The organism is Paraburkholderia sp. D15 (genome assembly GCF_029910215.1).
GTDB lineage: Bacteria > Pseudomonadota > Gammaproteobacteria > Burkholderiales > Burkholderiaceae > Paraburkholderia.
This window is the reverse complement of record NZ_CP110396.1, coordinates 2,468,625-2,494,037: the sequence shown is the minus strand read 5'-3', so window position 1 is coordinate 2,494,037 and position 25,413 is coordinate 2,468,625. Positions and strand designations below refer to the sequence as shown.

At 61.1% G+C, this 25,413-nt stretch carries 20 protein-coding genes; 16 read left to right on the top strand and 4 right to left on the bottom strand.

All coding sequences use genetic code 11. The features are described 5' to 3' along the window. Window positions 1–29 precede the first annotated feature (29 nt). From LFL96_RS30905 to LFL96_RS30845, 13 genes are all read left to right on the top strand, one after another. Window positions 30–725 (top strand): MotA/TolQ/ExbB proton channel family protein, encoded by a 696-nt coding sequence (locus tag LFL96_RS30905; protein ID WP_281001688.1) that lies wholly within the window; start codon window positions 30–32, stop codon window positions 723–725. Further along, a complete protein-coding gene (locus LFL96_RS30900; RefSeq protein WP_281001687.1) occupies window positions 722–1,120 on the top strand; it encodes a biopolymer transporter ExbD in 399 nt (132 codons plus the stop codon). The genes LFL96_RS30905 and LFL96_RS30900 overlap by 4 nt, the downstream gene beginning before the upstream one ends. Window positions 1,121–1,406: 286 nt before the next feature. Further along, complete coding sequence (locus LFL96_RS30895; RefSeq protein WP_281001686.1) at window positions 1,407–1,889, top strand: TonB family protein; 483 nt, start codon at window positions 1,407–1,409, stop codon at window positions 1,887–1,889. Between the two features lie 151 nt (window positions 1,890–2,040). Continuing rightward, a complete protein-coding gene (locus LFL96_RS30890) occupies window positions 2,041–2,559 on the top strand; it encodes a hypothetical protein (RefSeq protein ID WP_281001685.1) in 519 nt (172 codons plus the stop codon). A 479-nt stretch (window positions 2,560–3,038) separates the two neighbouring features. Next, window positions 3,039–5,165, top strand: a complete 2,127-nt coding sequence (locus LFL96_RS30885) for a type VI secretion system Vgr family protein (RefSeq protein ID WP_281001684.1) — start codon at window positions 3,039–3,041, stop codon at window positions 5,163–5,165. A 56-nt stretch (window positions 5,166–5,221) separates the two neighbouring features. Next, the gene (locus tag LFL96_RS30880; RefSeq protein ID WP_281001683.1) at window positions 5,222–5,695 is read left to right on the top strand and encodes a DUF1795 domain-containing protein; all 474 of its coding nucleotides are present in this window, start codon (window positions 5,222–5,224) and stop codon (window positions 5,693–5,695) included. Window positions 5,696–5,710: 15 nt separating this feature from the next. After that, window positions 5,711–9,964, top strand: coding sequence for an RHS repeat-associated core domain-containing protein (locus tag LFL96_RS30875; RefSeq protein WP_281001682.1), 4,254 nt, complete (start codon window positions 5,711–5,713; stop codon window positions 9,962–9,964). Window positions 9,965–9,976: 12 nt separating this feature from the next. Beyond that, window positions 9,977–10,471: an SMI1/KNR4 family protein gene (locus tag LFL96_RS30870; RefSeq protein WP_281001681.1), complete on the top strand. Its 495-nt coding sequence runs from the start codon at window positions 9,977–9,979 to the stop codon at window positions 10,469–10,471. A gap of 427 nt (window positions 10,472–10,898) precedes the next feature. Continuing rightward, entirely contained in the window at window positions 10,899–11,486 is a 588-nt protein-coding gene (locus LFL96_RS30865) for a DUF1629 domain-containing protein (protein WP_281001680.1), read from the top strand. Window positions 11,487–11,746: 260 nt separating this feature from the next. Further along, window positions 11,747–12,010, top strand: a complete 264-nt coding sequence (locus LFL96_RS30860) for a DUF1629 domain-containing protein (protein WP_348638433.1) — start codon at window positions 11,747–11,749, stop codon at window positions 12,008–12,010. Window positions 12,011–12,354: 344 nt separating this feature from the next. Then, on the top strand, window positions 12,355–13,122 hold the full coding sequence (locus tag LFL96_RS30855) for a class II aldolase/adducin family protein (RefSeq protein ID WP_281001678.1): 768 nt from the start codon (window positions 12,355–12,357) through the stop codon (window positions 13,120–13,122). Window positions 13,123–13,189: 67 nt separating this feature from the next. Beyond that, window positions 13,190–14,116, top strand: a complete 927-nt coding sequence (locus tag LFL96_RS30850; protein ID WP_281001677.1) for a glyoxylate/hydroxypyruvate reductase A — start codon at window positions 13,190–13,192, stop codon at window positions 14,114–14,116. Between the two features lie 186 nt (window positions 14,117–14,302). After that, window positions 14,303–15,625 (top strand): MFS transporter, encoded by a 1,323-nt coding sequence (locus LFL96_RS30845; protein WP_281001676.1) that lies wholly within the window; start codon window positions 14,303–14,305, stop codon window positions 15,623–15,625. A gap of 104 nt (window positions 15,626–15,729) precedes the next feature. On the opposite strand, the gene katG is transcribed toward LFL96_RS30845, so the two are convergent. Together katG and LFL96_RS30835 are read right to left on the bottom strand one after the other, a co-directional pair. Then, window positions 15,730–17,919, bottom strand: coding sequence for a catalase/peroxidase HPI (gene katG / locus LFL96_RS30840; protein WP_281001675.1), 2,190 nt, complete (start codon window positions 17,917–17,919; stop codon window positions 15,730–15,732). 212 nt (window positions 17,920–18,131) lie between these two features. Next, window positions 18,132–19,241 carry an FAD-dependent monooxygenase gene (locus LFL96_RS30835; protein ID WP_281001674.1) on the bottom strand — a complete coding sequence of 370 codons (1,110 nt, stop codon included), beginning with the start codon at window positions 19,239–19,241 and terminating at the stop codon, window positions 18,132–18,134. 357 nt (window positions 19,242–19,598) lie between these two features. On the opposite strand from LFL96_RS30835, the gene LFL96_RS30830 reads away from it, so the two are divergent. The 3 genes from LFL96_RS30830 to msrA all read left to right on the top strand — a co-directional run bounded on the left by LFL96_RS30830 (window position 19,599) and on the right by msrA (window position 21,624). Further along, on the top strand, window positions 19,599–20,177 hold the full coding sequence (locus LFL96_RS30830; protein ID WP_281001673.1) for a TetR/AcrR family transcriptional regulator: 579 nt from the start codon (window positions 19,599–19,601) through the stop codon (window positions 20,175–20,177). Between the two features lie 241 nt (window positions 20,178–20,418). Continuing rightward, window positions 20,419–20,895: a bacterioferritin gene (gene bfr / locus LFL96_RS30825; protein ID WP_281001672.1), complete on the top strand. Its 477-nt coding sequence runs from the start codon at window positions 20,419–20,421 to the stop codon at window positions 20,893–20,895. Window positions 20,896–21,114: 219 nt separating this feature from the next. Next, window positions 21,115–21,624: a peptide-methionine (S)-S-oxide reductase MsrA gene (gene msrA, locus LFL96_RS30820; RefSeq protein WP_281001671.1), complete on the top strand. Its 510-nt coding sequence runs from the start codon at window positions 21,115–21,117 to the stop codon at window positions 21,622–21,624. An 80-nt stretch (window positions 21,625–21,704) separates the two neighbouring features. Here msrA and LFL96_RS30815 read toward each other — a convergent pair whose 3' ends face one another. Beyond that, on the bottom strand, window positions 21,705–24,347 hold the full coding sequence (locus tag LFL96_RS30815) for a response regulator (protein WP_281001670.1): 2,643 nt from the start codon (window positions 24,345–24,347) through the stop codon (window positions 21,705–21,707). Window positions 24,348–24,561: 214 nt separating this feature from the next. Continuing rightward, window positions 24,562–25,413, bottom strand: coding sequence for a carbohydrate ABC transporter permease (locus LFL96_RS30810; protein ID WP_281001669.1), 852 nt, complete (start codon window positions 25,411–25,413; stop codon window positions 24,562–24,564).

The following is a 25,413-nucleotide window of genomic DNA, read 5'->3' as shown; positions in this document are numbered from 1 at the left end:
TCGGTCAGGTCGTTGCGTAGAGGTAGGTCATGCAAGAGTGGACGAATGTACTGACAGCGGTACGCGTGGGCGGATGGGTCGTTTATCCGCTCGCGATTCTGGCTGTCGCGGCGGTGGCGATCATTCTGGATCGCGGCTATGTGTTCGCGCGGTCCGGGCGTTTGCCCGCGTCGATACGCGACGCTTATCAGATCGCCGTGCCCGCTGCGCGGATGGATTGGTCCGCGCGACTGAGCGCGGTGGGCGAGCAGAACGCGTTCCGGCGGATGAGCGCCCCCTGGGCGCCCGATCCGCACACGCCGTTATGGTTGCGCGAGGCGAATGCGCAAGCCTTGGCCTCGCGTATCGAGCGCGACATGAGCCGCGGCTTCTGGGTGCTTGAAACCATCGTGACGGCCGCGCCGCTGCTGGGTTTGCTCGGGACGATCGTGGGCATGATGCATTCGTTCCAGTTGTTCGGCGGCGCGGGGCTCGTCGATCCGGGCGGCGTGACTGGCGGCGTCGCGCAGTCGCTGGTGGCGACCGCGATCGGCTTGGTGGTCGCGTTGTTCGCGCTATTTGCGTTCAACTATTTTTCGCGGCGGCTTGAACGTTTGATGGACGAGCTCGAAGCGTTCGCGAATGCGCGATTGGGGGAGGCACGGCTCGCGGCGGATGGCATTTCTCCTGAGGCCGTCGTCGAAGCCGGCGCTTCGGCTCATCTCGAAGCGGGAGTGCAGGCGTGAAATTCAAACGCTCGCGCGCGGCCCGGCGCGGTCGCATCGAAATCATTCCGATGATCGATGTGATGTTCTTTCTGCTTGCGACCTTCATGCTCGCTTCGCTCGCGATGCAGCGACTCGACGCGGTCAGGATCACGCTGCCCGCCGGCCGCGCGCAAGCGCTGAATGCGCACGAGCCGCTGACGATTTCCGTGGATAGCCACAACGTGGTGTTCGTCAATCATCTGCGTGTGCAGGCCGATCAGATCGAGCCGGCGGTCAAACGGCTATTGCAGCCGGACGGCAACGTCGTGATCGCCGCCGACGATGCGGCCGGCCATGGCGTCGTCGTCCAGGCGATGCTCGCGGCGCGACGGGCTGGCGCGGAGCGTTTTCTGGTCGCGGTTCATCGTGAATAGGCAACGGATGCGTTTAACCGCTTACGCGGACGATGCCCCGGCTGTTCGAATGACGTTGGCGGTTTTTTTCGCCACCTTGCTCTGCCTTGGCGCGTTGTTCGTGGCGGCCCAATGGTTGGCGGCACCAGCGCGGACAACGTTGCGCGAACAACCACCGGTGGAGATGCGGCTGGTGGAACTGGAACCACCCGTCGAACCGGGCCGGCCGGTTGTGGCACGCGCTTTGTCGACCCAGCCTGCAACTGCGGCGGTGCCCTCGGTTCCAGTGAGGCCATCGAAGCCGGAGGTGGCTCGTCCGGTTCACGCGCCGTCGCCACACATCACGGTCAAATCGCCGGTGCCGGATGATCGGCGTGTCGACCAGAACGCAACGCCTGCGGCAACCGCGTCGACGTCGACGTCGACGGAAAAGCCCATTTCCGCGCCCGAAACGCCGGCGCCGAGTGCGAGCGCAACGAACAACGAAACACAGCGCGCGGCGTCCACCACGACATCGCCTGGCGATACCACCGCGCGCGCGATCGCCCAACCGTTGCCCGAGCTTCCCGACGACCTGCGCGACCAGGCTTATCGAACCGTCGCGACCGCCCGCTTCACGATTCACGCCGACGGATCGATCGACGTGGATCTCGTCAAAGCCACGCCGAACCCGCGCCTGAATCAACTATTGCTGGAAGTATTGCGCAAGTGGCGTTTCTCGCCCGCCATGCAAGCCGGTCATCCGATGGAAAGCAGGCAGGACATTCGCGTGCACTTCAATGTGGATTGAGACCAGTACGCCACGCCAGTAAAGAACCGGGAAGTTCTTGTAATCACCCTGGATTCGCAGCGCCTGCTCCACCGATCGCGAAATCGTGACCGCCCTATTCTGCCGTGACAGCAATCGCTTTCCCGATTACTTCACTCGACAAAGGCTCGGCATGTCCACTTTCGATACCGTTTCCGCTTCCACCGCTTCGATCGTTCTTACTTTTCGACGCCTGCTGAAACCGTCCACGTTGTTCGCGATCGGCTTGATCGCTTCGGGCGCGACGATGAGCGTCGAAGCCTCGGCGGCAAGCTTCAAATGCACCGGCAAGTTGTCCGCATCCGAAAAGATCGTCTGTCATGATCCCGCGCTGTCGGCACTCGACGATCGTCTCGCCGTCTCGTGGCAACGCGCGAAGGACACCACGCTCGACGCTGCCGCGCTCGAAGCGGCGCGCACGCACCAATGGTTGTGGCGTCAACATCATTGCAGCGACGAAGCTTGCGTGAAGGGTTGGTACGAGCGCCGCATTGCCGAACTGGATGCCGATTATGAACAGGCGAAACAGGCGCATCGAGAAGCGTTCGACGCTTCGCTGGCGAAACAGAATCTCGCGCCTTCGGCGGCCGACGCAGTGAGAAAGATGAAGGGTGTAGCGGTTGCGAACGCAACGACCACGAGCGCACAGTAGTGTTCGTTAGTGCGCAGTAGCGCGCGGCGCAATTGATCGATTCAGGCAGTACTTCTGGCGGCGAACCATACGCCCGCCAGCAAATGCACGCGCACTACGCGCGTGCATTTTCTATTGCAGCAAGAAAGTTCTCTCGACGTCTCTGCAATCGGATTCTTCTTTTCTCTCCACCATACTGCGACAGCGCGATGCTCGAAATCGCACACCTGTCACGAATATTTCATACGCGGCTTGTATTTACATCGCGTGAAATTTAGCCATCGTTCACTCGTTTTCTTTTCGAATCGTTAAATCTCAGCGGCGAACACACTTTGTAACAAACCCGCTCGCCAAGCGCCGCTAAACTGAGCGCCTTTTCAAAAGAACCGCATCGCATTTCCATCACGTATCTTTCTCGTGCCACCGCGCACGCATAACGCATGCGGCATTAACGCACGGTGTTATCGATATGCCCGTTTCATGGATTGGCGGAGTTAATTATGAGTTTTGCATCGAATGGCAGCGCTTTCGGCGGCAGTCCTGTGGGCTCGAACGGCGCGGGTAGCTCGCTCGGCAATCTCGGTTCACTCGCGGGCCTCGCCACGCAGGTCGCTTCGCTAACCGGCATGCCGGGCGCGGGACTGATGGCGGGGGCGTCGGGCGCAATGCAACTCGCGCAGAGCGGGCTCTCGCTGATCGGCAAAACACCCGCATCGATCGCGGACGCCATCAATAGCGCCGGCGGCGCACAACCGCGCCTGACGCAGGAAAACCGCTTCGTCAAAATCGATACACCACTCGGTAATGATGTACTGCTGGTGAATGCATTGGTGGCCGATGAACACCTGTGCCAATTGCCGGACATTCATCTCGACCTGCTGTCCCATCGCAGCGACATCGAAATCGAACAGATTGTCGGACAGCGCGTCAAGATCACGCTCGAATCGCAGAGCGCCAATTTCACGCCGACAAAGATCGTCGCGACATCGCCCGGAAATAGCGAACGGTATTTTCATGGTTACGTCGCGTCGTTTGGCCGCGTCGGCAATTCCGGCACTGTCACGCGTTACGAAATGACCGTCGTGCCATGGCTCTGGTTTTTGACGCGCTCCACCGATTGCCGCATTTTCCAGAACCAGTCGGCACAGGACATCCTCACCGGGATCTTTCAGGAACTCGGCTTTTCCGACTTCTCTTTCAGCATTCGCGGCACGCGTCCGAAACTCGAATACGTGGTGATGTACCAGGAGTCTTATTACAACTTCTGCGCGCGGCTGATGGAACAGGAAGGCATGTTCTGGACGTTCCGTCACGAGAAAGACAAACACGTGCTGCTGATCGGTGACCGCAACGATTTCTTCGCGCCGATCGACAACATGAAGACCGTTCCCTACTACGCGGACAGCGCCGCCAGCGAGTTGAACGGCATCGACCGCTGGGATGAAGCATTCAGCTTTCGCGTCGGCAAGGTGACGTTTCGCGACTTCAACTACAACGCGCCGTCGTCGCCGTTGATGCACGTGGAAATGCCCACCGGTTCGTTGAAGAACCCCGGCATCGGCAAGACGGAGCGTTACCAGTATCAGTCGCTATACGACCTCGGCAGCGACGGCGAACGCTACGCGCGCTATGCGATGGAGGCGGAAGAAGCCGAGGCGCGCCAATTCACCGGCAGCGGCTACGCGTGGCGGATGACCACGACAGGCCGGTTCACGCTGGTGAATCATCCGGTGTCGAAATACGACAACCAGCAATTCGCGCTGCTGCATGTGCGTCACGAAGCGGTCAACGACTTCACGCGTCACGACGCGAAGATGCCTTACCGAAACACGTTCACGTGCCTGCCCGTCGACGTGCCGTTTCGCGCGGAGCGTCGCACGCCGAAGCCGTATATGCACGGCACGCAGGCGGCGATCGTCGTCGGCCCGAAAGGCGAGGAGATTTTCACCGACGGCAGCCGCGTGAAGCTGCATTTCATGTGGGACCGCCGCGGCAAGATGGACGGCTCGGATTCGATGTGGATTCGCGTATCGCAACCGTGGGCCGGCAACGGTTGGGGCGGCTCGGCGATTCCGCGTATCGGTCAGGAAGTGATCGTCGCGTACAACGAGGGCGATCCGGATAACCCGGTAATCGTCGGGCGCGTGTTCAACGGCGAGTCGGGCAATCCGTATCACGACACCGGCGGCCAGACGATGGGCATCAAGAGTCAGACGCACAAAGGCGCGGGCTCGAACGAGATGCGCTTCTCCGACGTGAACGGTTCGCAGGAGTTCTTCATGCACGCGCAGAAGGACATGAATACCGTGGTGGAAAACGCGCAGACCACGCAGGTGTTGAAGGGCGACCGGTCGATCGCGGTGGCGAAGGGCGATCACCTGACGACGGTGTCGGTGGGGAATCTGCAGGACACGGTGACGCAGGGAAATACGACGCATAAGACGCCGGCGGGGGTGCATACGATCGAGGCGAAGGAGCTTTGGATCAAGGTGGGGGGAGAGGGGGGAACGTCGATACATATGACAGCGGATGCGATTGAATTGCACAAAGGATCGGCCGTGATTCACCTGGATGCGGACCATATCGTCGTGCAAGCCACCCGCACCGACATCAATCCCGACGATTGAGCCGTTAAGTTTCGACGCCCGATTTCCACGCCAGGCACGCCCCTACCACGACCAACATGACCGACGACACGACCCGCATCCAGTTTCACGAAGGCAGCCTTCTGCTGCCGCCTGGCTTCGAAGACCGGACCACCAATCTGTTCGTTCCGGCCGATACGGCGAAGCAACCGAACCTCAGCGTCGCGCGCGACTGGCTGAATGAAGACGAAACGCTGTCCGCTTATATCGATCGCCAGCTCAGCCAACTCAGGAAGCGCATGCCGGGTCACAAGCTGTTGAACCGCGAGCCCGAACAGCTTGGCGCCGGCGAAGCCGCTCTGACGGGCGAGCGCATCGATGCGAGCTACCGCAACGGCGATCGCACGGTTCATCAACGGCAAGCGGCATTTATCGTGGCGCCGCGACGTGCGCTGATTCTCACCGCGTCGAGTCCGCGCCCGTTCGATGAGGCTTTCGAGACGTTGTGGCGCGATTGGCTCGACGGTTATCAACAGCCGTCCGATAGCACCGACGAATCCGTCCAGCTCTAAGCGGAGCGACCCAGCATGTTCGAAGCCGCACGAGTCACCGATCCGATCGAGCACACCAGCGCGTTGACTGGCTTTCTGGTCGGCGCGGTGCTGGGCGTCGCGCTGATCGCGGCGGTCGCGTTCGCCACCTTCACCTGTGGCTTCGGTGTGGCGTTGCTCGCGGGGTTGGCGGCCGGTATCGGAGCCAGCGCGATCCTTGGCTTAGGGGAAGCCATCGGCAAGATGTTCACCTCGACAAGCGGGTCGATAACGACAGGCTCGTCCAATGTGTTCGTCAACGGTCAAGCCGCCGCTTACACCACGGCGAGCGCGGTGTCGTGCAGCAAACACAGTCCGACGCCACTGGTCGCGCAGGGCTCGGCGGGCGTATTCATCAACGGCAAACCCGCCGCGCGCAAGAAGGACAAGATCACGTGCGGCGCATCGATCAGCGACGGCTCGCACAATACCTTCATGGGCGGCGGCACCGCGACGTATCTTCCCGTCGACGACGAAGTACCGCCGTGGCTGCGCACCGCTGTCGATTGGGCATTCGCACTCGCTGGACTCGTCGGCGGCCTGGCAGGACTCATCAAGGCGGCCGGTGGACTATCGCGTGCCGTCCTGCCGTGTGCCGCGAAATTCATCGGCGGTTATGTGATCGGCGAGGCCGTTGGGCGTTATGTGGCCGCGCCAGTCGTCAGTCGGGTCATGGGTGGCCTGTTCGGACATCCGGTCGATATCACCACCGGCCGCAAAGTACTGCTCGCAGAAGACGAAACGGATTTTGCCGTGCCAGGGCCGCTACCGATCGTCGTGCGACGCTTCTACGCGAGCAACCTCGGCCAGATCGGCACACTCGGCCGCGGTTGGGTTTTGCCGTGGGAACTGCGCCTGCAAGCACGCGACGACCGGCTCTGGTACATCGATGCACAAGGCCGCGAGAGCGGTTTCCCGCTGGTGCAGCCGGGCCATACTGCGTTCAGCGAAAGCGAACAACGCTATCTGACCTGCACGCCCGATGGCCGCTACGTGCTCTACGACCTGAGCGAGACCTACTACGATTTCGGCAGACTGGACACGACGACAGACCGCGTTGCATGGGTGCGCCGCGTGGAAGATCAGGCCGGACAATGGTTGCACTATGAGCGCGACAGCCTCGGACGCGTGCGCGAAATTCTGACCAGTGGTGGCATGCAGGTCGCGCTGGACTACGAGGCAACGAGTGGCCGGCTGGCGACGGTTTCAACGCTCCACGACCGCGAACGTATCGTACAGGTCGCGTACGGTTATGACGACGACGGCCAACTCGTTTCGGTCACCGACGCCAACGGTGCGGTCGTCCGTCGCTTCACGTATGCCGATGGTTTGATGACGAGCCACACCAACGCACTCGGCTTTACTTGCGGCTATGAATGGGCAGACGTCGCCGGTCAATCACGCGTCGTCGCGACGCATACCAGCGAAGGCGAACGCTGGACGCTAGATTACGACGTGGACGCGCGCGAAAGCTGGGTCCGCCACGCGGACGGCCGCACAGCGCGCTGGCGATATGACGCGCAGTTCCAGGTGATCGAATGCACGGATCTGGATGGCGCTCGCTACGCGATCGAATACGGTCAAGCGGGCTTTCCCAGTCTTGTGCATCTACCCGGCGATCGACAAATCGCGTTCGAATACGATGACGCCGGACGCATCATCGCGGAAACCGATCCGCTCGGACGCACCACGCTCACGCGCTACGACGCCAACAGCCTCCGGCCCGCGCAAGTGACGCTGCCCGACGGCAGCATCTGGCGAGCCACTTATGATCGTCAAGGACGGTTGCTCAACACGCGCGATCCGCTGGGACGAACCGATCGATACGAATATCCCGAAGCACTGACCGCCCTGCCCCACGCACATATCGATGCACGCGGCGGACGCAAGACGCTCGAATGGAACCGGCTCGGCGAACTGGTCGAATACACCGACTGCTCCGGCAAGGTCACGCGCTACGAGTATGATGCGCTGGGCCGATTGATTGCGACAGAGAATGCGATTGGCGAACGCGTGCACTACACGCGTCGGCCGACTGGCGAAACGTTGCGCGTACTACTGCCCGACGGCAGCGAAGAAACATTCGACTATGACCCGGCCGGTTTGCCGGTTCGGCATATTGGTACCGGCGGAAAAATCCGGCAATGGTTGCGCAACGCGCGTGGTCAGGTACTCGAAGCCGTCGACCCGTCCGGTCGCAGGTTGCACTATCGGTACGACAGCGAAGGGCAGCTCACGGAACTCGCAAGCGATACCGGCGCACGCTTTATATTCAGCTACGATCGAGGCGCGCGATTGCAATCGGAGACTCGGCCTGATGGGTTGATGCGGCGGTTTGCCTATGACGAAACTGGCGACTTGCGGTCGATCGAAACTACCGGTGTGGCCGATCCATCTTTGGTGGATAACAAGCCTGGCGGCACGCTTGATCGACCTGTGCGAGTCGTTCAGTTCGAACGCGACAGAATGGGCAATCTGATCGCGCAATCCACCGGGACTGAAGTCACACGCTACAGCCGCGATATCGGCGACCGGCTGCTTACCGTCGAACGCGTGCCGACGGACGCGGGCATTGAGCTGGGCATCGAACCGGACACGTTGAAGTTCGAGTACGACAAGGCAGGCCGATTGGTCGCGGAGCATGGCGTCCACGGCGCGGTGCGCTATGCGCTCGACGAACTGGACCATGTCACGACGCTCACGCTCCCGCACGGACAACCGATCGACACGCTGCGCTACGGCTCGGGACATGTGCACCAGATCCGAAGCGGCGATCAGGTCGTGAGCGATTTCGAGCGCGACGATCTTCATCGTGAAGTGACGCGCTCGCAAGGGCACCTTTTGCATCGCACGGGTTACGATCCGCTGGGTCGCCGGCTGTGGGAATCCGCTGATGTCGCGACGAAGGCGATCCAGGCATCGACCGGCAAGTTCTGGCGCAGCTATCGATACGATGCGAATGGAGAACTGGCTGAGCTGGACGACGGTCTGCGCGGCAGCACGCAGTATCGATACGATCCGGCGGGACAGTTGTTGCGACAGTTCCGCGCGTCAGGGAATAGTGTCGAGACATTCGCATGGGACGCAGCGGGCAATCTGCTCGATGACGCGCAACGTGCCAGCCGGGGTTACGTGGAAGGCAACCGGCTGCGGATGTGGCAAGACCTGCGCTTTGAATATGACGCGTGGGGAAATCTCGCGACGAAGCGCAAGGGCGCGAATCGGGTTCAGCATTTCGAGTACGACGCGCAGGATCGGCTGATCGCTGTGCGCACGGAAAACATTCGCGGTGTCGTGGAGGCGCGCTTTCAGTACGATCCGCTTGGTCGACGGACCGCCAAAACGGAGACACGGCGAGATACGTTCGGTTTGCATCACGCGCCTGAACATCGCGGCTTCGTATGGCAAGGTCTGCGCATGGTGCAGGAGATTCGCGAGACTGGTGTGAGCAGCTATGTGTATAGCCCTGAGGCTGCGTATTCGCCGGTCGCGCGGGTGGATGAGGTCATTGCGGAAGCGTTTGCTTCGGTTGTGATCGAGGGAGCGAAGCGCAAGGCGCGTGTCTATCATTTCCACACCGATCTCGTCGGCGCGCCGCTGGAGGTGACGGATGAGGCCGGGGAATTAGCCTGGGCGGGGCATTATTCGGCGTGGGGTAAGGTCGAGCATGGCGAGGATGTGTTGCCGCTTGCGCGGACCGATCAACCGTTGCGGTTTGCCGGGCAATATGCGGATGACAGTACCGGGCTGCATTACAACACGTTCAGGTATTACGATCCGGATGTGGGGCGGTTTGTTAGCCAGGATCCGATTGGGGTGTTGGGTGGGGAGAATCTGTATGGGTATGCGCCGAATCCGAAGGTGTGGATTGATCCACTTGGTTGGGCTGCACGAGTACCGAGCGTCGACTTTTCCGAAAATGGTCTTTTCCCGGCGGGTGAAGGTCAAAAAAGCATTGTAACTATCAAAATGCAAGGTGCGAGAGGCTTAGATGATACGCAGGCGTTTTTGAAATCTGGAATTCCAAGATCAGAGGCGCAGGATTATACCTGGCATCACATGAGCGATTTCAATCCAGAAACCGGCGAAGTCACCATGCAGTTTGTGGACAAAAAAATACATAGCTCAATTTCCCACGATGGCGGGGTCTCTCAATATCAGAAATATAGTGGAACCAAATACGGAAAAACCGAAGCCAGAGCCTTTGCGGAGAAGAAAGGCTGGCGAGATACCAAGAGCAGTGGCTGCTAACAGGAGAAAATCATGTCTAGACTTAAGCTAATTCAATTCGCCGCCCCGCTAAATAATGATGATTTTAGTTATATTGAATCCAGATTCAATATAACCTTCCCCTCAACTTTGAGGGATCATTATCTACGTGGAAACGGCGGAGTGCCAGACGTTTTTAAAATGTACTACGTACCCGAAGACAGCAGTCCGTCGGAGGCCGACGAAATAACTTTTAACGGATTTTATCCGATCAAATATAAGACTCGAGAAAAACAAGAAACATTGGAAGAGGAGTACATTGAATTCGGCGAACATCAAAGACTGTTTGACCCCAAAAAATATCTCCCATTTGGATTTGATGTTAGCGGATTCCCCTTTTTGATGGACCTCGATGACCAAAAAATTCATTTATTAAACAGAGACGTAGTCGACGACAATAACAATGAAGCCATCGAATTTGTAGCAAATTCTCTCAGTGATTTTATTAACGGAATGATAAGTGAAGACGAGTACGAAGACAAAATTTAACGCGTCATTCCTGGTCGCAGGCCGAATACGGGCGAATGGGTGAATTTAATATATTTATCCCAACTTCCAGACCAGCATTTACCTGCATCGATTGAGCTTACTAATAAAACAGTATCGAACGGTTACGCAGCACACCTTGATACCTTCGAAGTGTCGAACCGTTCGAAACCACCTCAGGGCGGCAGTAAATCGTGGCTCGACCGTTCCAATGAGCGCAACTAAGCTCTCGTTTTGGGAAAATATTTGCATGGCGCAGACGCTTGGAATCTTATTGTGATGCAGCCTGAACGCGATTTTTCGAAGCCGAATAAAAATCGGATCGATCGAGTGCAGCATGAAAATGAGTTCGGGTTCCGATAACATTAGATTGCAAAGCACTGACCCACGGCCAGCCGGAACACGATCTTGTTGTTAGAGAATGTCTAATATGAAATATTTTATTTTGCGGCATGAGTACCAAACGGGATTTGTCGACGGCGACGTGGAGTTTGTACCTCGTTTAGCCGGCTACTACCAGATGGGGCTTCCAGTGGACATCCGCGACGTCAAAATCCATGTAAAGATGGACAAAGCCGTTCGAAAATTGAAAGCAGATTTTTTCCTGACAACGTCTGGAGCTTTTTTTGCATCTGAACAATTGGCGTCATTAATCCACGATTTTCAGAATGACACGCAGATCGAAAAATGCGAGACGCACTATCACAATGGAAAGTCAACTGAAAAAACGTATTTTCTCATCCACACAAACAAAAAAATAGATTGCTTTGACTATCGAAATTCAGAATATGCTGGAAAACCCCTCGCCCTAAGTCGACTAGAGCGCGGCGAAAATCCAGACAGCTTTACGATAAAAAATATTAAATCACTCGCAATCGACAAACAGAAAGCTGGTGACGCAACCTTCTTTTTTGTCAAAAACATAATCATGATTGATCCAGTGATCGCATCACCTCTCGCAGAAGCCATACAATCGGCCTCACTATTTGCCAATCTAACTCCGCTAGTTAATATTTAACAACTTCGGGCCCATGGAAAAATTGATCGAGCTTACTGAATCATCCCACGGCCGCACAAAAAATTAACATCGATGGAGACATACCGTACATTGAATCGGCTTCCGAATTGGTTTTTTGGATCACGAAAGCGAAACGAAGCCAAGGCTTACTACGCGTGGAAGTAGCATTACAAAAGTTGCTTCCTCACTAAAAGCATTCCTACCCGCCTACAAAAGGCTCTACCCTCTGGCGAATCATCCGAAACGGTGGAGGTTAATCTATGAAGAGTTGTCATGTGACTCGAACCGTAGACGATGCCGTTGATATGAACGAATCGATCTTCAAGACATATCCGCAAGCCGCAGTCTTCAATAAAATTATCCTGATTGAGAAGCGAGTTCAGAATGCCGACACTTTCCGAATAAAGGAGAAACCTTCCTCGACATTTGTTTCTGAGAAGCTCAAGGAAGCAGCGCAAAACAATAAATCAAGAGAGTTTGATTTTGAAGAACCAGCTCCGCTATCTCGCGGCTCAACTAAATAATATGATGCCGCTCTGACGAAGTTGCGTGAATGTGTCCAACCAAAGCAGATCAGTTACGGCTCATGGACGTGGTCCGTCGAAACGCCACATCTTGAACAAGTCAACGACGAGGCCCGGAAAAGCCGGCGCTCTAATTGCCTGACAGAAAAATCGACCGGAACGCTCGATTCGCAAGCGGCCGCGGAACCCACCCAGCAGCACCCAAAACCACCCAAAACCACCCCCTCCCCCATTCACCCCCCTAATGCCCCAAATAAACACAACGAATTTGACACGTCTACACTCCACCCACCACTATCCCTATCGCCCCGCCCAACGCGCCCACACGAGGAGCCCTCCCCACCATGCTCGCCGCTTCATCATCGACCACCATTGAACAGCAAACCCGCGAAGACCTCGCCGCGCTCTACCGTCTGATCGCGCATTTCCGCATGACGGACATGATCGACACGCACATCACCGCGCGTCTGCCCGGCGACACCCCCACGTTCCTGATCAACCGTTACGGCGTGCTGTTCCACGAAATGCGCGCCTCCGATCTCGTCAAGATCGACCACACCGGCAAGGTCATCGACGATCGCGCCGCCGAAGACCCCGCGCGCTTTCGCGTCAACGCCGCCGGTTTCACGATCCACTCCGCCGTGCACGCCGCGCGCGACGATCTGCATTTCGTGATTCACACCCACACCGCCGCCGGCATCGGCGTCGCGGCACAGGAACAAGGCCTTCTGCCCATCAGCCAGCATGCACTGAAGTTCTACGGCCGGCTCGCCTATCACGACTACGAAGGCATCGCGCTCGACCTCGGCGAACGCGAGCGCCTGGTGCGCGACCTCGGCACGCACAAGGCGATGATCCTGCGCAATCACGGCCTGCTGGCAGGCGGCGCCACCGCCGCCGAAGCCTTCCACGAAATCTATTTCCTCGAACGCGCATGCCAGGCGCAGATCAACGCCCTCGCGGGCGGCAGCGCGCTGCGCCTCCCGTCGCGCGAGGTCTGCGAACTCACGTCGAGCCAGTTCAACCGCGACGACTCCGCCGAGATCGCGCAGCTCGCGTGGCGCGCCGCCCTCAGGTTGATCGAAGACCCGCAGAACGACTATCGCCGCTAACCCTTCCGCTTCGTCCTTCCTCGACAACGACCCGCATGCGCGCCCCGCGCATGCGAACCCTCGCGCCATGACCAAACTCGTTCTGATGAGCCGTGACTACGACATGTCACATCTCATGCCATCGATTCTTCGCGCCGCCCCCGAACTCGACGTCGTGATGCACGGCACGCCCGCCGCCGCCGACGCGCAAATCGCCGTCTGCTGGAACCCGCCCGCCGGGGCGCTCGCCGCGCTGTCCCGCCTGCGCCTCGTCCACAGCATCGCGGCCGGCGTCGATAACATCCTGGCCGATCCCACCTTGCCGTCCGTGCCGGTTTGCCGCGTCGTCGATCCGAGGCACGCAAGCGGAATGAGCGAATTCGTCACGTGGGGCGTGCTGCACTATCACCGTCACTTCGATCGCGTACTGGCCAATCAGCGCGAACAGCGCTGGCTGCGCTACGAACAGCGCGATCCGTCGCAGTGCGCGGTGGGCATCATGGGGCTCGGCGAAATCGGCAGCCGCGTCGCGCTGGATCTGCACCGTCTCGGCTTCGCGGTACGCGGCTGGGCGCGCAATGCGCGCGATCTGCCCGGCGTGCAGACGTTCGCGGGCGCTCAAAGTCTGAACGCGTTTCTCGACGCCACCGACATCCTCGTCTGCCTGCTGCCGCTCACCGCCGAAACGCGCGGCCTGCTCAACGCACAGACCTTCGCGCGACTGCGGCCCGGCTCGAAGCTCATCCACGTCGGTCGCGGCGAACATCTGGTGCCCGGGGATCTGAGCGCGGCGCTCGCCACGGGTCAACTGGGCGGCGCCATCGTCGACGTTTTCCCGACCGAGCCGCTGCCCGCCGATCATCCGTTGTGGCGCGCGCCGAATCTCGTCGTGACGCCGCACATGGCATCCGTCGCGAGTTCGGAAACGATCGGCACGCAGATCGCGCACAACGCGCGGCGTCTCGCGCGCGGCGAACCGTTGCTCAATCTCGTCGACATCGCGCGCGGATACTGATCGCCCATGCTCGCCCCCGCCATCCAGGTCCCACATTAGCGGCGCTAATACCGAAGATCAAAAAGCGCAATTTGGCAAACGAATATTGGCACGCGATAACAACCGCACACGCAGCCGGATCAAGGCGCCACGAGGCTGCGGCCTATTCGTTCCGATCCGTTCCGATCCCCAGCCAAAGGGTCCGCCATGCACCGATCCGCACCTGCTCCACAGCCCGTCCGCGCGGCGTTTGCCGCGTTCATCGGCACGACGGTCGAGTTCTACGATTTCTACACATACGCCACCGCCGCCGCGCTCGTGCTCGGGGAGGTGTTCTTCCCGAGCACCAATCATTTCGTCAGCACGCTCGCATCGTTCGCGACCTTCGCGGTCGGTTTCATCGCGCGGCCGCTGAGCGGCGCGGTATTCGGTCACTGGGGCGACCGGCTCGGCCGCAAGAAAATGCTTTTGCTGACGATGTTCCTGATGGGCGTCGCGACGACGGGCATCGGCCTGCTGCCATCGTATGCATCGATCGGCGTATGGGCGCCGGTTCTGCTGATTCTGTTGCGCATCCTGCAGGGCATCGCGGTGGGCGGCGAATGGGGCGGCGCGGTGCTGATGTCGAGCGAACACGCGCCCGAAGGCCGCAAAACCTTCTTCGCATCGTTCCCGCAGATGGGCAGTCCGGCGGGTCTGATCCTGTCGCTGATCGCATTTCGCCTCGTCACGTCGCTCGATCACGCGAGCTTCGTCGCGTGGGGCTGGCGCTTGCCGTTTCTCGCCGGCTTCGCGCTGCTGACGATCGGTCTCGTGATCCGTGTCGGCGTCAACGAATCGCCGGAGTTCGAACGGATGAAGGCCGCGCGTGAAACCGCGAAATCGCCGGTCAAGGACGTGTTGAAGTCGCACGGCTATCCGATCCTGCTCGCCGCGGCGGCCACCACGATCGGTTCGGCCGGCTTCTTCTTCACCAACACGTTCATGATCTCGTACGTCACAAGTTATCTGTCGATGCCGAAGTCGCTGATCCTCGACTGCCTGTTCATCGTCACCGTGATTCAGTTGCTGTCGCAACCGGTTTCCGCGTGGCTGTCGGAGCGGATCGGCGAAGCCCGCTTCCTGAGCGGCGCGGCCATTCTGTCGATGCTCACGCCGTATCCGATGTTCATCCTCGTCAATACGCAGAATCCGGTCGCGATCGTCGTGGGTATCGCGTTCGCGGTCGTGGTGTTGTCGGCCACGTATGCGGTGGTGGCCGGCTTCATGAGTGCGGCGTTTCCGACTCATCTGCGCTACTCGGGTATTTCGATCGCGTACCAGTTGTGCTGCACGATCGCGGGCGGCACCACGCCGCTGATCGGCACGATGCTCGCGCAGCGCTATCAAGGGCAATGGCTGCCGCTCGCGTTGTTCTTCTCGTTGCTCGCGGCGGTGTCGCTGTTCGGCATCGTGGGCCTCGCGCGCTACAAGAGCCGGCAAGGCGATATCGAAGCAGAGCGGATCGTGCCAGCCGCCGACGCGGCATGAGCTAGCGCGTCATCAACGGGTTCGATGAAGTCGGGCCGCCGCATCAAGCGATCATCCTGGAGAGATGAACGACGATGATGACGGCGTCCCCGATCACGTGCCGATCAACCCTCGGCCAGATCGAACCGATCCAGATTCATCACCTTGCCCCACGCGGCGACGAAGTCACGGACGAACTTCTCCTGCGCATCCGAACTGCCGTACACCTCGGCCACCGCACGCAACTGCGCATTCGAACCGAAGATCAGATCGACGCGCGTGCCGGTCCACTTCAGATCGCCCGTCGCGCGGTCACGTCCTTCGAAGACGTCCTTCGCGTCGGTCACCGGCTTCCACTCCGTGCGCATGTCGAGCAGATTGACGAAGAAGTCGTTGGTCAACGTCTCGCGGCGCTCGGTGAACACGCCGTGCTGGCTCTGTTCGTAATTCGCATCGAGCACCCGCAGGCCGCCGACGAGCACCGTCAACTCCGGCGCGGAAAGTTTCAGCTGCTGCGCCCGGTCGACCAGAAATGCCTCGGCCGTGATCGTGTACTTGCCCTTCAGGTAGTTGCGGAATCCATCCGCGAGCGGTTCGAGCACGGCGAACGAATCCGGATCCGTCTGCGCCTGCGACGCATCCATGCGCCCTGGCGAGAACGGCACCGTCACGTCGTGACCGGCATGCTTGGCGGCCTGCTCGACACCCGCATTGCCGGCCAGCACGATCAGATCGGCGAGCGAAACGCGCTTGCCGCCCGACTGCGCGGCGTTGAACTCGCGCTGAATGCCTTCGAGCGTGTCCAGTACCTTCGCCAGTTGCGCGGGCTGATTGACCTCCCAGTCCTTTTGCGGCGCGAGACGAATACGCGCGCCGTTCGCGCCGCCACGTTTGTCCGACCCGCGGAACGTGGATGCCGACGCCCACGCCGTCGACACCAGTTGCGACACCGGCAGTCCCGACACCAGCACCTTGTCCTTGAGCGCGGCCGCGTCCTGCGCATCGATCAGCGGATGATCGACGGCGGGAATCGGGTCTTGCCAGATCAGTTCCTCGCCTGGCACTTCGGGGCCGAGATAACGTGCAAGCGGCCCCATGTCGCGATGCGTCAGCTTGAACCATGCCCGCGCGAATGCATCCGCGAATTGATCGGGATGCTCGTGGAAGCGCCGGGAAATTTTTTCGTAAGCGGGATCGAAGCGCAGCGAGAGGTCGGTGGTCAGCATCGACGGTGTGCGGCGTTTCGACGGATCGTGCGGATCGGGCACGGTATCGGCGCCCGCTTCCCCCTTCGGTTTCCACTGATGCGCACCGGCCGGACTCTTCGTCAGTTCCCATTCGTAGCCGAACAGGTTGTCGAAGAAACCGTTACCCCATTGCGTCGGCGTGGTGGTCCAGATCACTTCGAGGCCGCTCGAAATCGCATCGTTGCCCTTGCCGGTGCCGAACGTGCTCTTCCAGCCCAGCCCCTGGTCTTCGATGCTGCCCGCTTCCGGCTCGACCCCGACGTGCGATGCGGGACCGGCGCCGTGCGTCTTGCCGAACGTGTGGCCGCCCGCGATCAGCGCGACGGTTTCTTCGTCGTTCATCGCCATGCGGGCGAAGGTCTCGCGAATGTCCACCGCCGCCGCGAGCGGGTCGGGGTTGCCGTTCGGACCTTCGGGGTTCACGTAGATCAGCCCCATCTGCACCGCGCCGAGCGGGTTCTCCAGATCGCGCACGCCGGAGTAGCGCTTGTCGCCGCCGAGCCACGTGGTTTCGGTGCCCCAATACACGTCTTCGTCCGACTCCCACACGTCCTCGCGGCCGCCCGCGAAACCGAAGGTCTTGAAGCCCATCGATTCCAGCGCGACGTTACCCGTCAGGATGATGAGATCGGCCCAGGAGATTTTCCGGCCGTACTTCTGCTTGACCGGCCAGATCAGGCGGCGCGCCTTGTCGAGACTGACGTTGTCGGGCCAGCTATTGAGCGGCGCGAAACGCTGCTGACCGGAGCCCGCGCCGCCGCGGCCGTCGCCGGTGCGATAGGTGCCGGCGCTGTGCCACGCCATGCGGATGAAGAACGGTCCGTAGTGACCGAAGTCCGCGGGCCACCAGTCCTGCGAGTCGGTCATGACGGCCAGCAGGTCTTGCTTCACGGCCGCGAGGTCGAGGCTGTTGAAGGCCTCGGCGTAGTTGAAGTCCTGGCCCATCGGATCGGACAGGGACGAATGCTGATGCAGGATCTTGAGGTTCAGCTGATTGGGCCACCAGTCCCGATTTGACGTACCACTGCCTGCGGTATGGTTAAACGGACACTTCGCTTCAGTCGACATGCGCTTCCTCCTGGGATCGTTCGTGCTACACGCGGCCTGCCCGTGTGGGGTCGGGCAAGGGTCCTGCCCACATCCTAGTGGCTCGCCACCGAAGGCGGAAATAGGTTTACTTGATGGCGGCACGCCAATAAAACCTAATGGTCACGCGTCCGTGGGCCGGGCAGACATAGTAGCGTCGCGGCGTTGCATGTGCTCGCAAGACGCGCAGGATGTCAGCCCGCGCGCGAGGCGCGATAACCGTCGTTGAGCATCCAGTGACTGAAGGTCGCATACTCGCGCGCGTATTCATGCGCGTCGCGTGCCAGTTCAACGGCGTAGGCCAGTTCGTGAACGCGCGTGTAATGCGGGATGCGGTTCGCCTCATACGCGGACAGGGCGGCCGCGAGATCGCCCTGCTTCGTCACGGCGTTCACCAGCACGCGCACGTCTTCCACGCCGAGCGTGCCGCCCGCCGAAATATGCGGCGACAGCGCATGCGCCGCGTCGCCGATCAGCGCGACACGCGCGGCGGTCCAGCGCGGCAACGGCGGCACGAACATGATCGGGTTGTGCAGGATCTGCGCTTCCGGCGTGCGCTCGATCAGCTTCACCAGCGCATCGTTCCAGCCGTTGTCGTTCAGATGCGCGGCGCGGATCAACGCTTCGTCCTTCTTCGTGCCGGCAGGCGTCGCGCTGTCGAACTGATTCACCATCCACACGACCTGATCGCCATAGGTTCGCGTGTAACCGCCGCGTGTGCGCCGGTGGCCGACAGTCAGCACCGAGCCTTCGGCGGGTTCGTCGCCGGCCGCCAGCATGCCGCGCCACACGTGATGGCCAGAATGCTCCCGCGCGGCATGACCCGGCAGCAGCTGCGCCCGCACCGCGGAGTACGCGCCGTCGGCGCCCAGCAGCAGATCCGCGCGTTCGAGCGTGCCGTCGTTCAGCGTCACGTCGATATGATCCGCCTGCTCGTCGAAGCCGACGACCCGGGTATCGACGCGAATGTTGGCACGCCCCACCGCGTCGGCCAGCAGACGGTTCAGTTCGGGACGCGGCACCAGCGTGAACGCATGGTCCGCCAGCGCGAAACCGGGCGCGCGATAACGCGCGCCGGCCGCGTCGTAGAACCACGTTTCGATGGGCATGCCGATCGCGTGGATGGCCTCGCCGACGCCCAGTTCGTCGAACACGTCGAGCGCATTGCGCCACAAGCCGATCGCCGCGCCCGCCGCGCGGATTTCCGGCGCCTGCTCGCAGACCAGCACGTCCCAGCCGATCGTCTTGAATGCGATCCCGGCGCTCAGTCCGACAATCCCGCCGCCTGCAATGATGACTCGCATCGACCTTCGCTCCTCGCGGCCCTGTCCCGTTGCCTGCATCCGGTTGCCGCCGCACCGGAAACGCCGGGTGAATCGCGTCGATTCCTCGTTGATGGGGTGGGTCTAATGTATGAGCAGGCGGCGGCTTCTCCTACTCGCTTTGACCGCGCCGCGCGGCTCGCGGACACAAGGCCGCGTGGCGCGGTCAAGCCGGCGAAAATCGCATCGACGCAATGGGCGGAATCGGGCAAGCTCACATTTCCTCGGCTTGCCACCCGGTCCGCAACGATGCGTGCAGCGAAAAAAACGTCTCAAACCCAGGCCACGACGGCATCGACCGCTCGCACGCGAACCGCGAAAAGTCCGGATCACGACACGGTGAGCCCGCGCAAATTGCCGCGTCAGCAGCGCGCGGCCGCCACGGTCGCGGCGATTCTCGACGCGGCGGCGAGCATTCTGGAGCGCGGCGGTTTCGACGCCTATACGACCAACGCGATCGCCGAACGCGCAGGGGCGAGCATCGGTTCGCTATATCAGTACTTCCCGAACAAGACCGCGTTGACGCAGGCGCTGATCGCACGCGAGGACGCGGCGCTCGCGGTCAGTCTGAAGGCCCTGCTCGACCTGCCCGACGAGGCCGATCTGCTGCGCGCGCTGATTCGCGTCGCCGTCGCGCATCAATTGCGGCGGCCGGTCCTCGCCCGTCTGCTCGATTCCGAGGAAGCGCGCTTGCCCGTCAGCGACGAGGTGCATCAACTCGATACGTTGATGAAAACGATTTTCCGCCGCTGTCTCGGCGATACCTTGATCGCGAATCAGCCGCACGTGCCGCGCGATCTGTTCGCCATCATTCACGGGATGGTGGATGCTGCGGGGCAGCATCAGGAGGACGATAGCGACGCGCTGGTAGCGCGTGTCGAACGAGCGGTGTTCGGTTATCTCGCGGTTTCCGCATGAGCCGTTACGGCTGAGGGCATCGCGCGAACCCCTACACGTCGCTTACGTTCCGACAACGATTCTCATTCTGTGCATCGCCCGTTCAATCCACTAAGCTGGACTAGCGAGGTCCGGGACACGCGCGCGACGCGTCAATCATCAGACCCGTCACCAACAGCGACCGGAAAGAATGCGCGGCGAAACGCCGGCCGCCCCGCTCCGGCATGTCGCCAGTTCCCTCCGTTTCCTCCAGGGAGGTCATATGCAAAGTGATCCCAAGGTTCTCGAATATCTGAACGCGCAACTCAAGAACGAACTGACCGCGATCAACCAGTACTTTCTGCACGCCCGCATGTATAAGCACTGGGGTCTCGACAAGCTCGGCAAGCACGAATACGACGAGTCGATCGGCGAAATGAAGCACGCGGACCTGCTGATCGAACGGATCTTCATGCTCGACGGCCTGCCCAATCTGCAGGACCTGCACAAGCTGCTGATCGGCGAAGAGACGAAAGAGATTCTCGAGTGCGATCTGAAGCTCGAAAAGATTTCGCAGCAGACGTGCAAGGAAGGCATCGCTTATTGCGAATCGGTGCGCGACTATATTTCCCGCGAAATTCTCGTGCACATCCTCGACGAGACCGAGGAACACATCGACTGGCTCGAAACGAATCTGGATCTGATCGACAAGGTCGGCATTCAGAATTACCAGCAGTCGGGTATGGATTCGCCGAGCTGAGCTGATCGGCGTTGCCCGGCGCGGCATCGGCTTGCCGATTGACGTCGGCCAATTACGCGCCCCGCGCGCCCGTCTTACAACGATCGACCTCACCGCGGTCTTTGCTGCCGCGCTGCGCAAGTGTCGCCGTTCCGGTATCGTATCGACCGGCTACTGGCGAACCGCATTCGCCGGCACATAGCACAGTCTGGACACTGCGCCATCCAAGGAGAGATCGACATGACGACACAAACCGAGACCGCCCTGCTCGCCGGCGGCTGCTTCTGGGGCATGCAGGAACTGTTGCGCCGCGAACCTGGCGTGCTGTCCACGCGCGTCGGCTATTCGGGCGGCGACGTGCCCAACGCGACTTATCGCAATCACGGCACGCACGCGGAGGCCGTCGAGATCGTGTTCGATCCGGAGCGGATCAGCTTCCGGCGGATTCTCGAGTTCTTCTTTCAGATCCACGATCCGACCACGAAGAACCGTCAGGGTAACGATGTCGGCACGAGCTACCGCTCCGCCATTTTCTATCTGAGCGACGATCAGAAGCAGATCGCCTTGCAGACCGTGGCCGACGTGGATGCATCCGATCTGTGGCCCGGCAAGGTCGTCACCGAAATCGTGCCGGCCGGCCCGTTCTGGGAAGCGGAACCCGAGCATCAGGACTATCTGGTGCACAACCCCGGCGGCTATACGTGCCACTTCGTGCGGGCAGGCTGGAAGCTGCCGACCACCTCAGCCTAGGATGTCCGTGGCCCGATGGTGTTCGTCGACGCCGTCGAGCAGAATCACCGGGCCGCTCACCTCAATCGCCTCAATCGCCTTCAATCACTCAGCGCATCCCGCCGATCGCCCTGCGCCTTCACCGCCGCGAAATACGTCTGCAACGCCGGCGCGGAGCGATCCCTCAGCGAGCAGATCTGCGCGAGCCAGTCCGCCTGCGCGGGCCACTCGCCGTCCACCACGCGCGGATAGATCTGCCGCACGAACTGATGCAGCGCCTTCGCGCCGATATTGCCGCTGACGCCGAGCAGGATATGCAGCGCGCCATGCGTCGACGGCAGATCGTTCGCCGCGACGCTCGCGGCGAGCCGCGCGACCGTCTCGCTGATCTGCTCGATGCCGTTGAGGAAGGTCTGATCCAGCAGATCCAGCGCGACGAGTTCCTGCAAGTGCCTCTCGTCGAGCAACGGCCCCTCCTTGAGCGGTACGGCCTGGCTTGCCGCCGTCTGCGGCAATGACGTGGACTCCGACGCAGACATAGACGTCAGCGTGGACGTAGCCACTTCCAGCGAATCATCCCGTTCCGCGCGCGCCTCCGGCTCGACATGTCGCGGCGCGAATTGCCGCGCCGCAAGCTGCCTGGACAGCGACGCGTACAGCGAACCAATCTGCACCGGCTTGATCATCACCTCGTTCATGCCCGCGGCGAGACAGCGCTGCACCGCTTCCATATCCGCATTGCTCGTCAACGCGACGATCGGCACCTGCGCATAAGCATCGGCACGCACGCGGATCAGTGCGGTCGTTTCCACGCCGCCCATGCCCGGCATGTTCATGTCCATCACGATCGCATCGACGGCCACGCCTTCGTGCAGACGCGCGAGCACCGCACGCCCATGTTCCGCCTCGATGACGCTCGCGCCGCATCGCTCCAGATAGGCTCGCGTGACGCGCCGGCTGAACGGATCGTCGTCGGCGACCAGAATCGTTCTGCCCGTGAAGCCTTCGAAGCGCTGCGGCGGATGATGCCGGCTGCCGCTTTCGAGCAAGGCCTGCAACGCGCGAATCAGATCGACCGTGCTGCCGGACTTGGCGACCAGTTCGTCCATGCCGGCTCGCCGCGCCAGCACGCGGGCCGCGTTGCCCAACTCCACCGTGTACGCGACGACCAGCACGTTCGCGTTCGGGCTCTCGCTGTCGGCGCGGATCTTCTCGGTGGTGGTGTAGCCGTCGAGCACCGGCATGTTGATGTCCATCAGCACGAGATCGCGCGGCGTCGGCTCCCGCAGCAGATTCAACGCCGCAGCGCCGTCCGCCGCCTCGCTGACGGTCGCGCCCACCCGCTGCAACGCGCGCCGTACCCGGTCGCGCGGCGCGACTTCGTCGTCGACGATCAGAATCTGTTTGCCGGTAAAGAACGGCGTGGCGCGCTCCACCACCCGCTGCTCGTGAGCCGCGATGTCGTCCTCGGACACCGGCGGAAATTCCAGCGTGAACTGCGTAAACTTGCCAAGCTCGGAGCGGCAGCCGATCGTGCCGCCGAACGCGCGCATCGCCCGCTGACAATAAGCGAGACCGAGCCCGGCGCCGGCCGAGTCACCGGTGCTGCGGAACGCCTCGAACAGATGCGGCAGCATCTCGGGTGCGATACCCGGCCCGGTGTCGTGCACCAGCACCGCTTGCCGGTCGACCGTCAAGGTGAGCGTCGCGGCCGGATCGGACGACATGAAATGCAGCGCGTTCTTGATCAGGTGGAACAGCGTGAACAGGTAAACCGTTTCATCGACCTTGAAGGTGAAATCTTCCAGCACCACGAGCCGCACCCTGGCGCGCTCCTTCGGGTCGCCGAAGCCGTATTCGTCGAGCGCCTTGCGCGTGCAGGCCGCGGCGCTCACGTAGGTGAAGCGGTCCGAGTCGATGGGCCGCGCGCTGACTTCGTCGAGCGTCATGGCGATAATGCGCAGGCCGCGATCGATCGACAGTTGCCCATGCGCGAGATGCCGGTACAGCAGCGCCGCCTTGTCGGGCGACAGCACCGGCGACGGGTTCTCATCCGTGGCGGCCGGCAGACTTTCTTCCACGCGATCCAGCACGTGCCGCAACTGGCTGAGCGGGTCGCGCATCTCGTTGGCGACCGAACTGGCCAGCGCCCGCAGCGCGCCATTGCGCGCCTGCGCGACGACACGCTTCACGTTGGTGTAATTGAACGTAATGCCGGCGACGATCCCGAACAGAAAGACCGGCGCATACGTGTAGATAAACAGATGCGCGTCCACATAGACCGCCTGTGGAACCGTTAGCCGCGCCCACAGAATTGCCAGTCCGACGCCCACCACCAGATTGATTGCCAATGCAACGAACGACGGGAAGATGGCGATCAGGAAGAACATCATGCCCAATTCGGCCATCGACCAGAGCATCGAATAATGACTGGTCAACAGGTAGTACGTGAAAAAGAACGGCAGCGTATAGGCGACCGTCGCGAAGTAGTACCACGGCAGGAGACGCGCGAGCGGCGCGGGCCAGAAGCGGCGCAACAGCAGCAGCGCGCAGGCGAGCGTGCCGAGCGCCCGCATCGCCAGGCTTTCATTTGGCTGCGGGTCGACGAAGGTCCACCAGAACCAGTAGAGCGGATGCCCGATCGTCCCGATCACCCCGACCGCCAGCACGCTATGGTCCGACACTTTCGCGGCGTCGGTGACCACCCGGTCGAGATAGCGGAGGCCTCCTGAAATGGCTTTCATGTTGCTCTTTGTCTTGGTCGTTCGTGCTTCAGAACCTGAAGCTGCTCTTGTTGAATGACATGCCGGCACGTCCGCCCCAGCATACCATCCGGCCCCCAGGAGACAAAAGCGCGTGCGGACGAAAAAAAGCCCGCGCGAGGCGGGCTAACTTCTCCATCCATCACCAGAAAATCTTGCCGATGCGCGGGCTGTTCGGGCGCCGCCATTCAGCTTGCTATCCCTTCGTCGCGCCGAACGTGAGTCCCGCCACGAAATGCTTCTGCATCGCGAAGAACATCGCCACCGATGGGAGCGCTGCCAGAATCGATCCCGCCGACACCAGGTTCCACGCGGTGGTCCACTGCCCTTTCAGCGCGGCGACGCCGACGGTGATCGGCGCGGCATCGTCGCCCTGGGTCAGGCAGAGCGCCCAGAAGTAGTCGTTCCATACGAACGTAAACACCAGGATCGCGAGCGCCGCCAGCGCGGGACGAATCAGCGGCAGCACGATCCTGAAGAACACCGTCCACTCGTTCGCCCCCTCGATGCGCGCCGCCTCGACCAGCTCGAACGGCAGCTGCTTGATGAAGTTGCGCAGGAACAGCGCGCAGAAGCCGGTCTGAAACGACACGTGGAACAGAATCAGCGCGCTGACCGTATTGAAGAGACCGAGCTGCAACGACAGATCCCGCACCGGGATCATCAGTACCTGCACCGGCACGAAATTGCCCGCGACGAAGGTGGCGAACAAGGTCGAGTTGCCGCGAAAACGGTAGATGGCCAGCGCGAAACCGGCCATCGCGGCGAGCGCGATCGATCCCACCACGGCCGGCACCGTGATCAGGACGCTGTTCCAGAAGTAATGCAGCATCGGCGAGGTGGTCAGCGCCTCGCGGTAGTTGTCGATCATCGCGAAGTGCTTCGGCCAGCCCCAGTAATTGCCTTCGCTCAACTCCTCGGTGGAGCGCACCGAGGTGACGAGGACCGCGAGCATCGGCAGCAGCCAGATCAGCAGCGCGAGCGGCAACGTGAGTTTGTACACGCGGCGCGTTGCCGGCTTCCATTTGTCGATCGGAATCGGAAACAT

Bases quoted from the DNA above. Each gene is read 5' to 3' on its own strand.
- LFL96_RS30905 (WP_281001688.1), top strand. From the start codon at position 30: ATGCAAGAGTGGACGAATGTACTGACAGCGGTACGCGTGGGCGGATGG.
- LFL96_RS30890 (WP_281001685.1), top strand. From the start codon at position 2,041: ATGTCCACTTTCGATACCGTTTCCGCTTCCACCGCTTCGATCGTTCTT.
- LFL96_RS30885 (WP_281001684.1), top strand. From the start codon at position 3,039: ATGAGTTTTGCATCGAATGGCAGCGCTTTCGGCGGCAGTCCTGTGGGC.
- LFL96_RS30880 (WP_281001683.1), top strand. From the start codon at position 5,222: ATGACCGACGACACGACCCGCATCCAGTTTCACGAAGGCAGCCTTCTG.
- LFL96_RS30875 (WP_281001682.1), top strand. From the start codon at position 5,711: ATGTTCGAAGCCGCACGAGTCACCGATCCGATCGAGCACACCAGCGCG.
- LFL96_RS30870 (WP_281001681.1), top strand. From the start codon at position 9,977: ATGTCTAGACTTAAGCTAATTCAATTCGCCGCCCCGCTAAATAATGAT.
- LFL96_RS30865 (WP_281001680.1), top strand. From the start codon at position 10,899: ATGAAATATTTTATTTTGCGGCATGAGTACCAAACGGGATTTGTCGAC.
- LFL96_RS30860 (WP_348638433.1), top strand. From the start codon at position 11,747: ATGAAGAGTTGTCATGTGACTCGAACCGTAGACGATGCCGTTGATATG.
- LFL96_RS30855 (WP_281001678.1), top strand. From the start codon at position 12,355: ATGCTCGCCGCTTCATCATCGACCACCATTGAACAGCAAACCCGCGAA.
- LFL96_RS30850 (WP_281001677.1), top strand. From the start codon at position 13,190: ATGACCAAACTCGTTCTGATGAGCCGTGACTACGACATGTCACATCTC.
- LFL96_RS30845 (WP_281001676.1), top strand. From the start codon at position 14,303: ATGCACCGATCCGCACCTGCTCCACAGCCCGTCCGCGCGGCGTTTGCC.
- katG (WP_281001675.1), bottom strand. From the start codon at position 17,919: ATGTCGACTGAAGCGAAGTGTCCGTTTAACCATACCGCAGGCAGTGGT.
- LFL96_RS30835 (WP_281001674.1), bottom strand. From the start codon at position 19,241: ATGCGAGTCATCATTGCAGGCGGCGGGATTGTCGGACTGAGCGCCGGG.
- bfr (WP_281001672.1), top strand. From the start codon at position 20,419: ATGCAAAGTGATCCCAAGGTTCTCGAATATCTGAACGCGCAACTCAAG.
- msrA (WP_281001671.1), top strand. From the start codon at position 21,115: ATGACGACACAAACCGAGACCGCCCTGCTCGCCGGCGGCTGCTTCTGG.
- LFL96_RS30815 (WP_281001670.1), bottom strand. From the start codon at position 24,347: ATGAAAGCCATTTCAGGAGGCCTCCGCTATCTCGACCGGGTGGTCACC.
- LFL96_RS30810 (WP_281001669.1), bottom strand. From the start codon at position 25,413: ATGTTTCCGATTCCGATCGACAAATGGAAGCCGGCAACGCGCCGCGTG.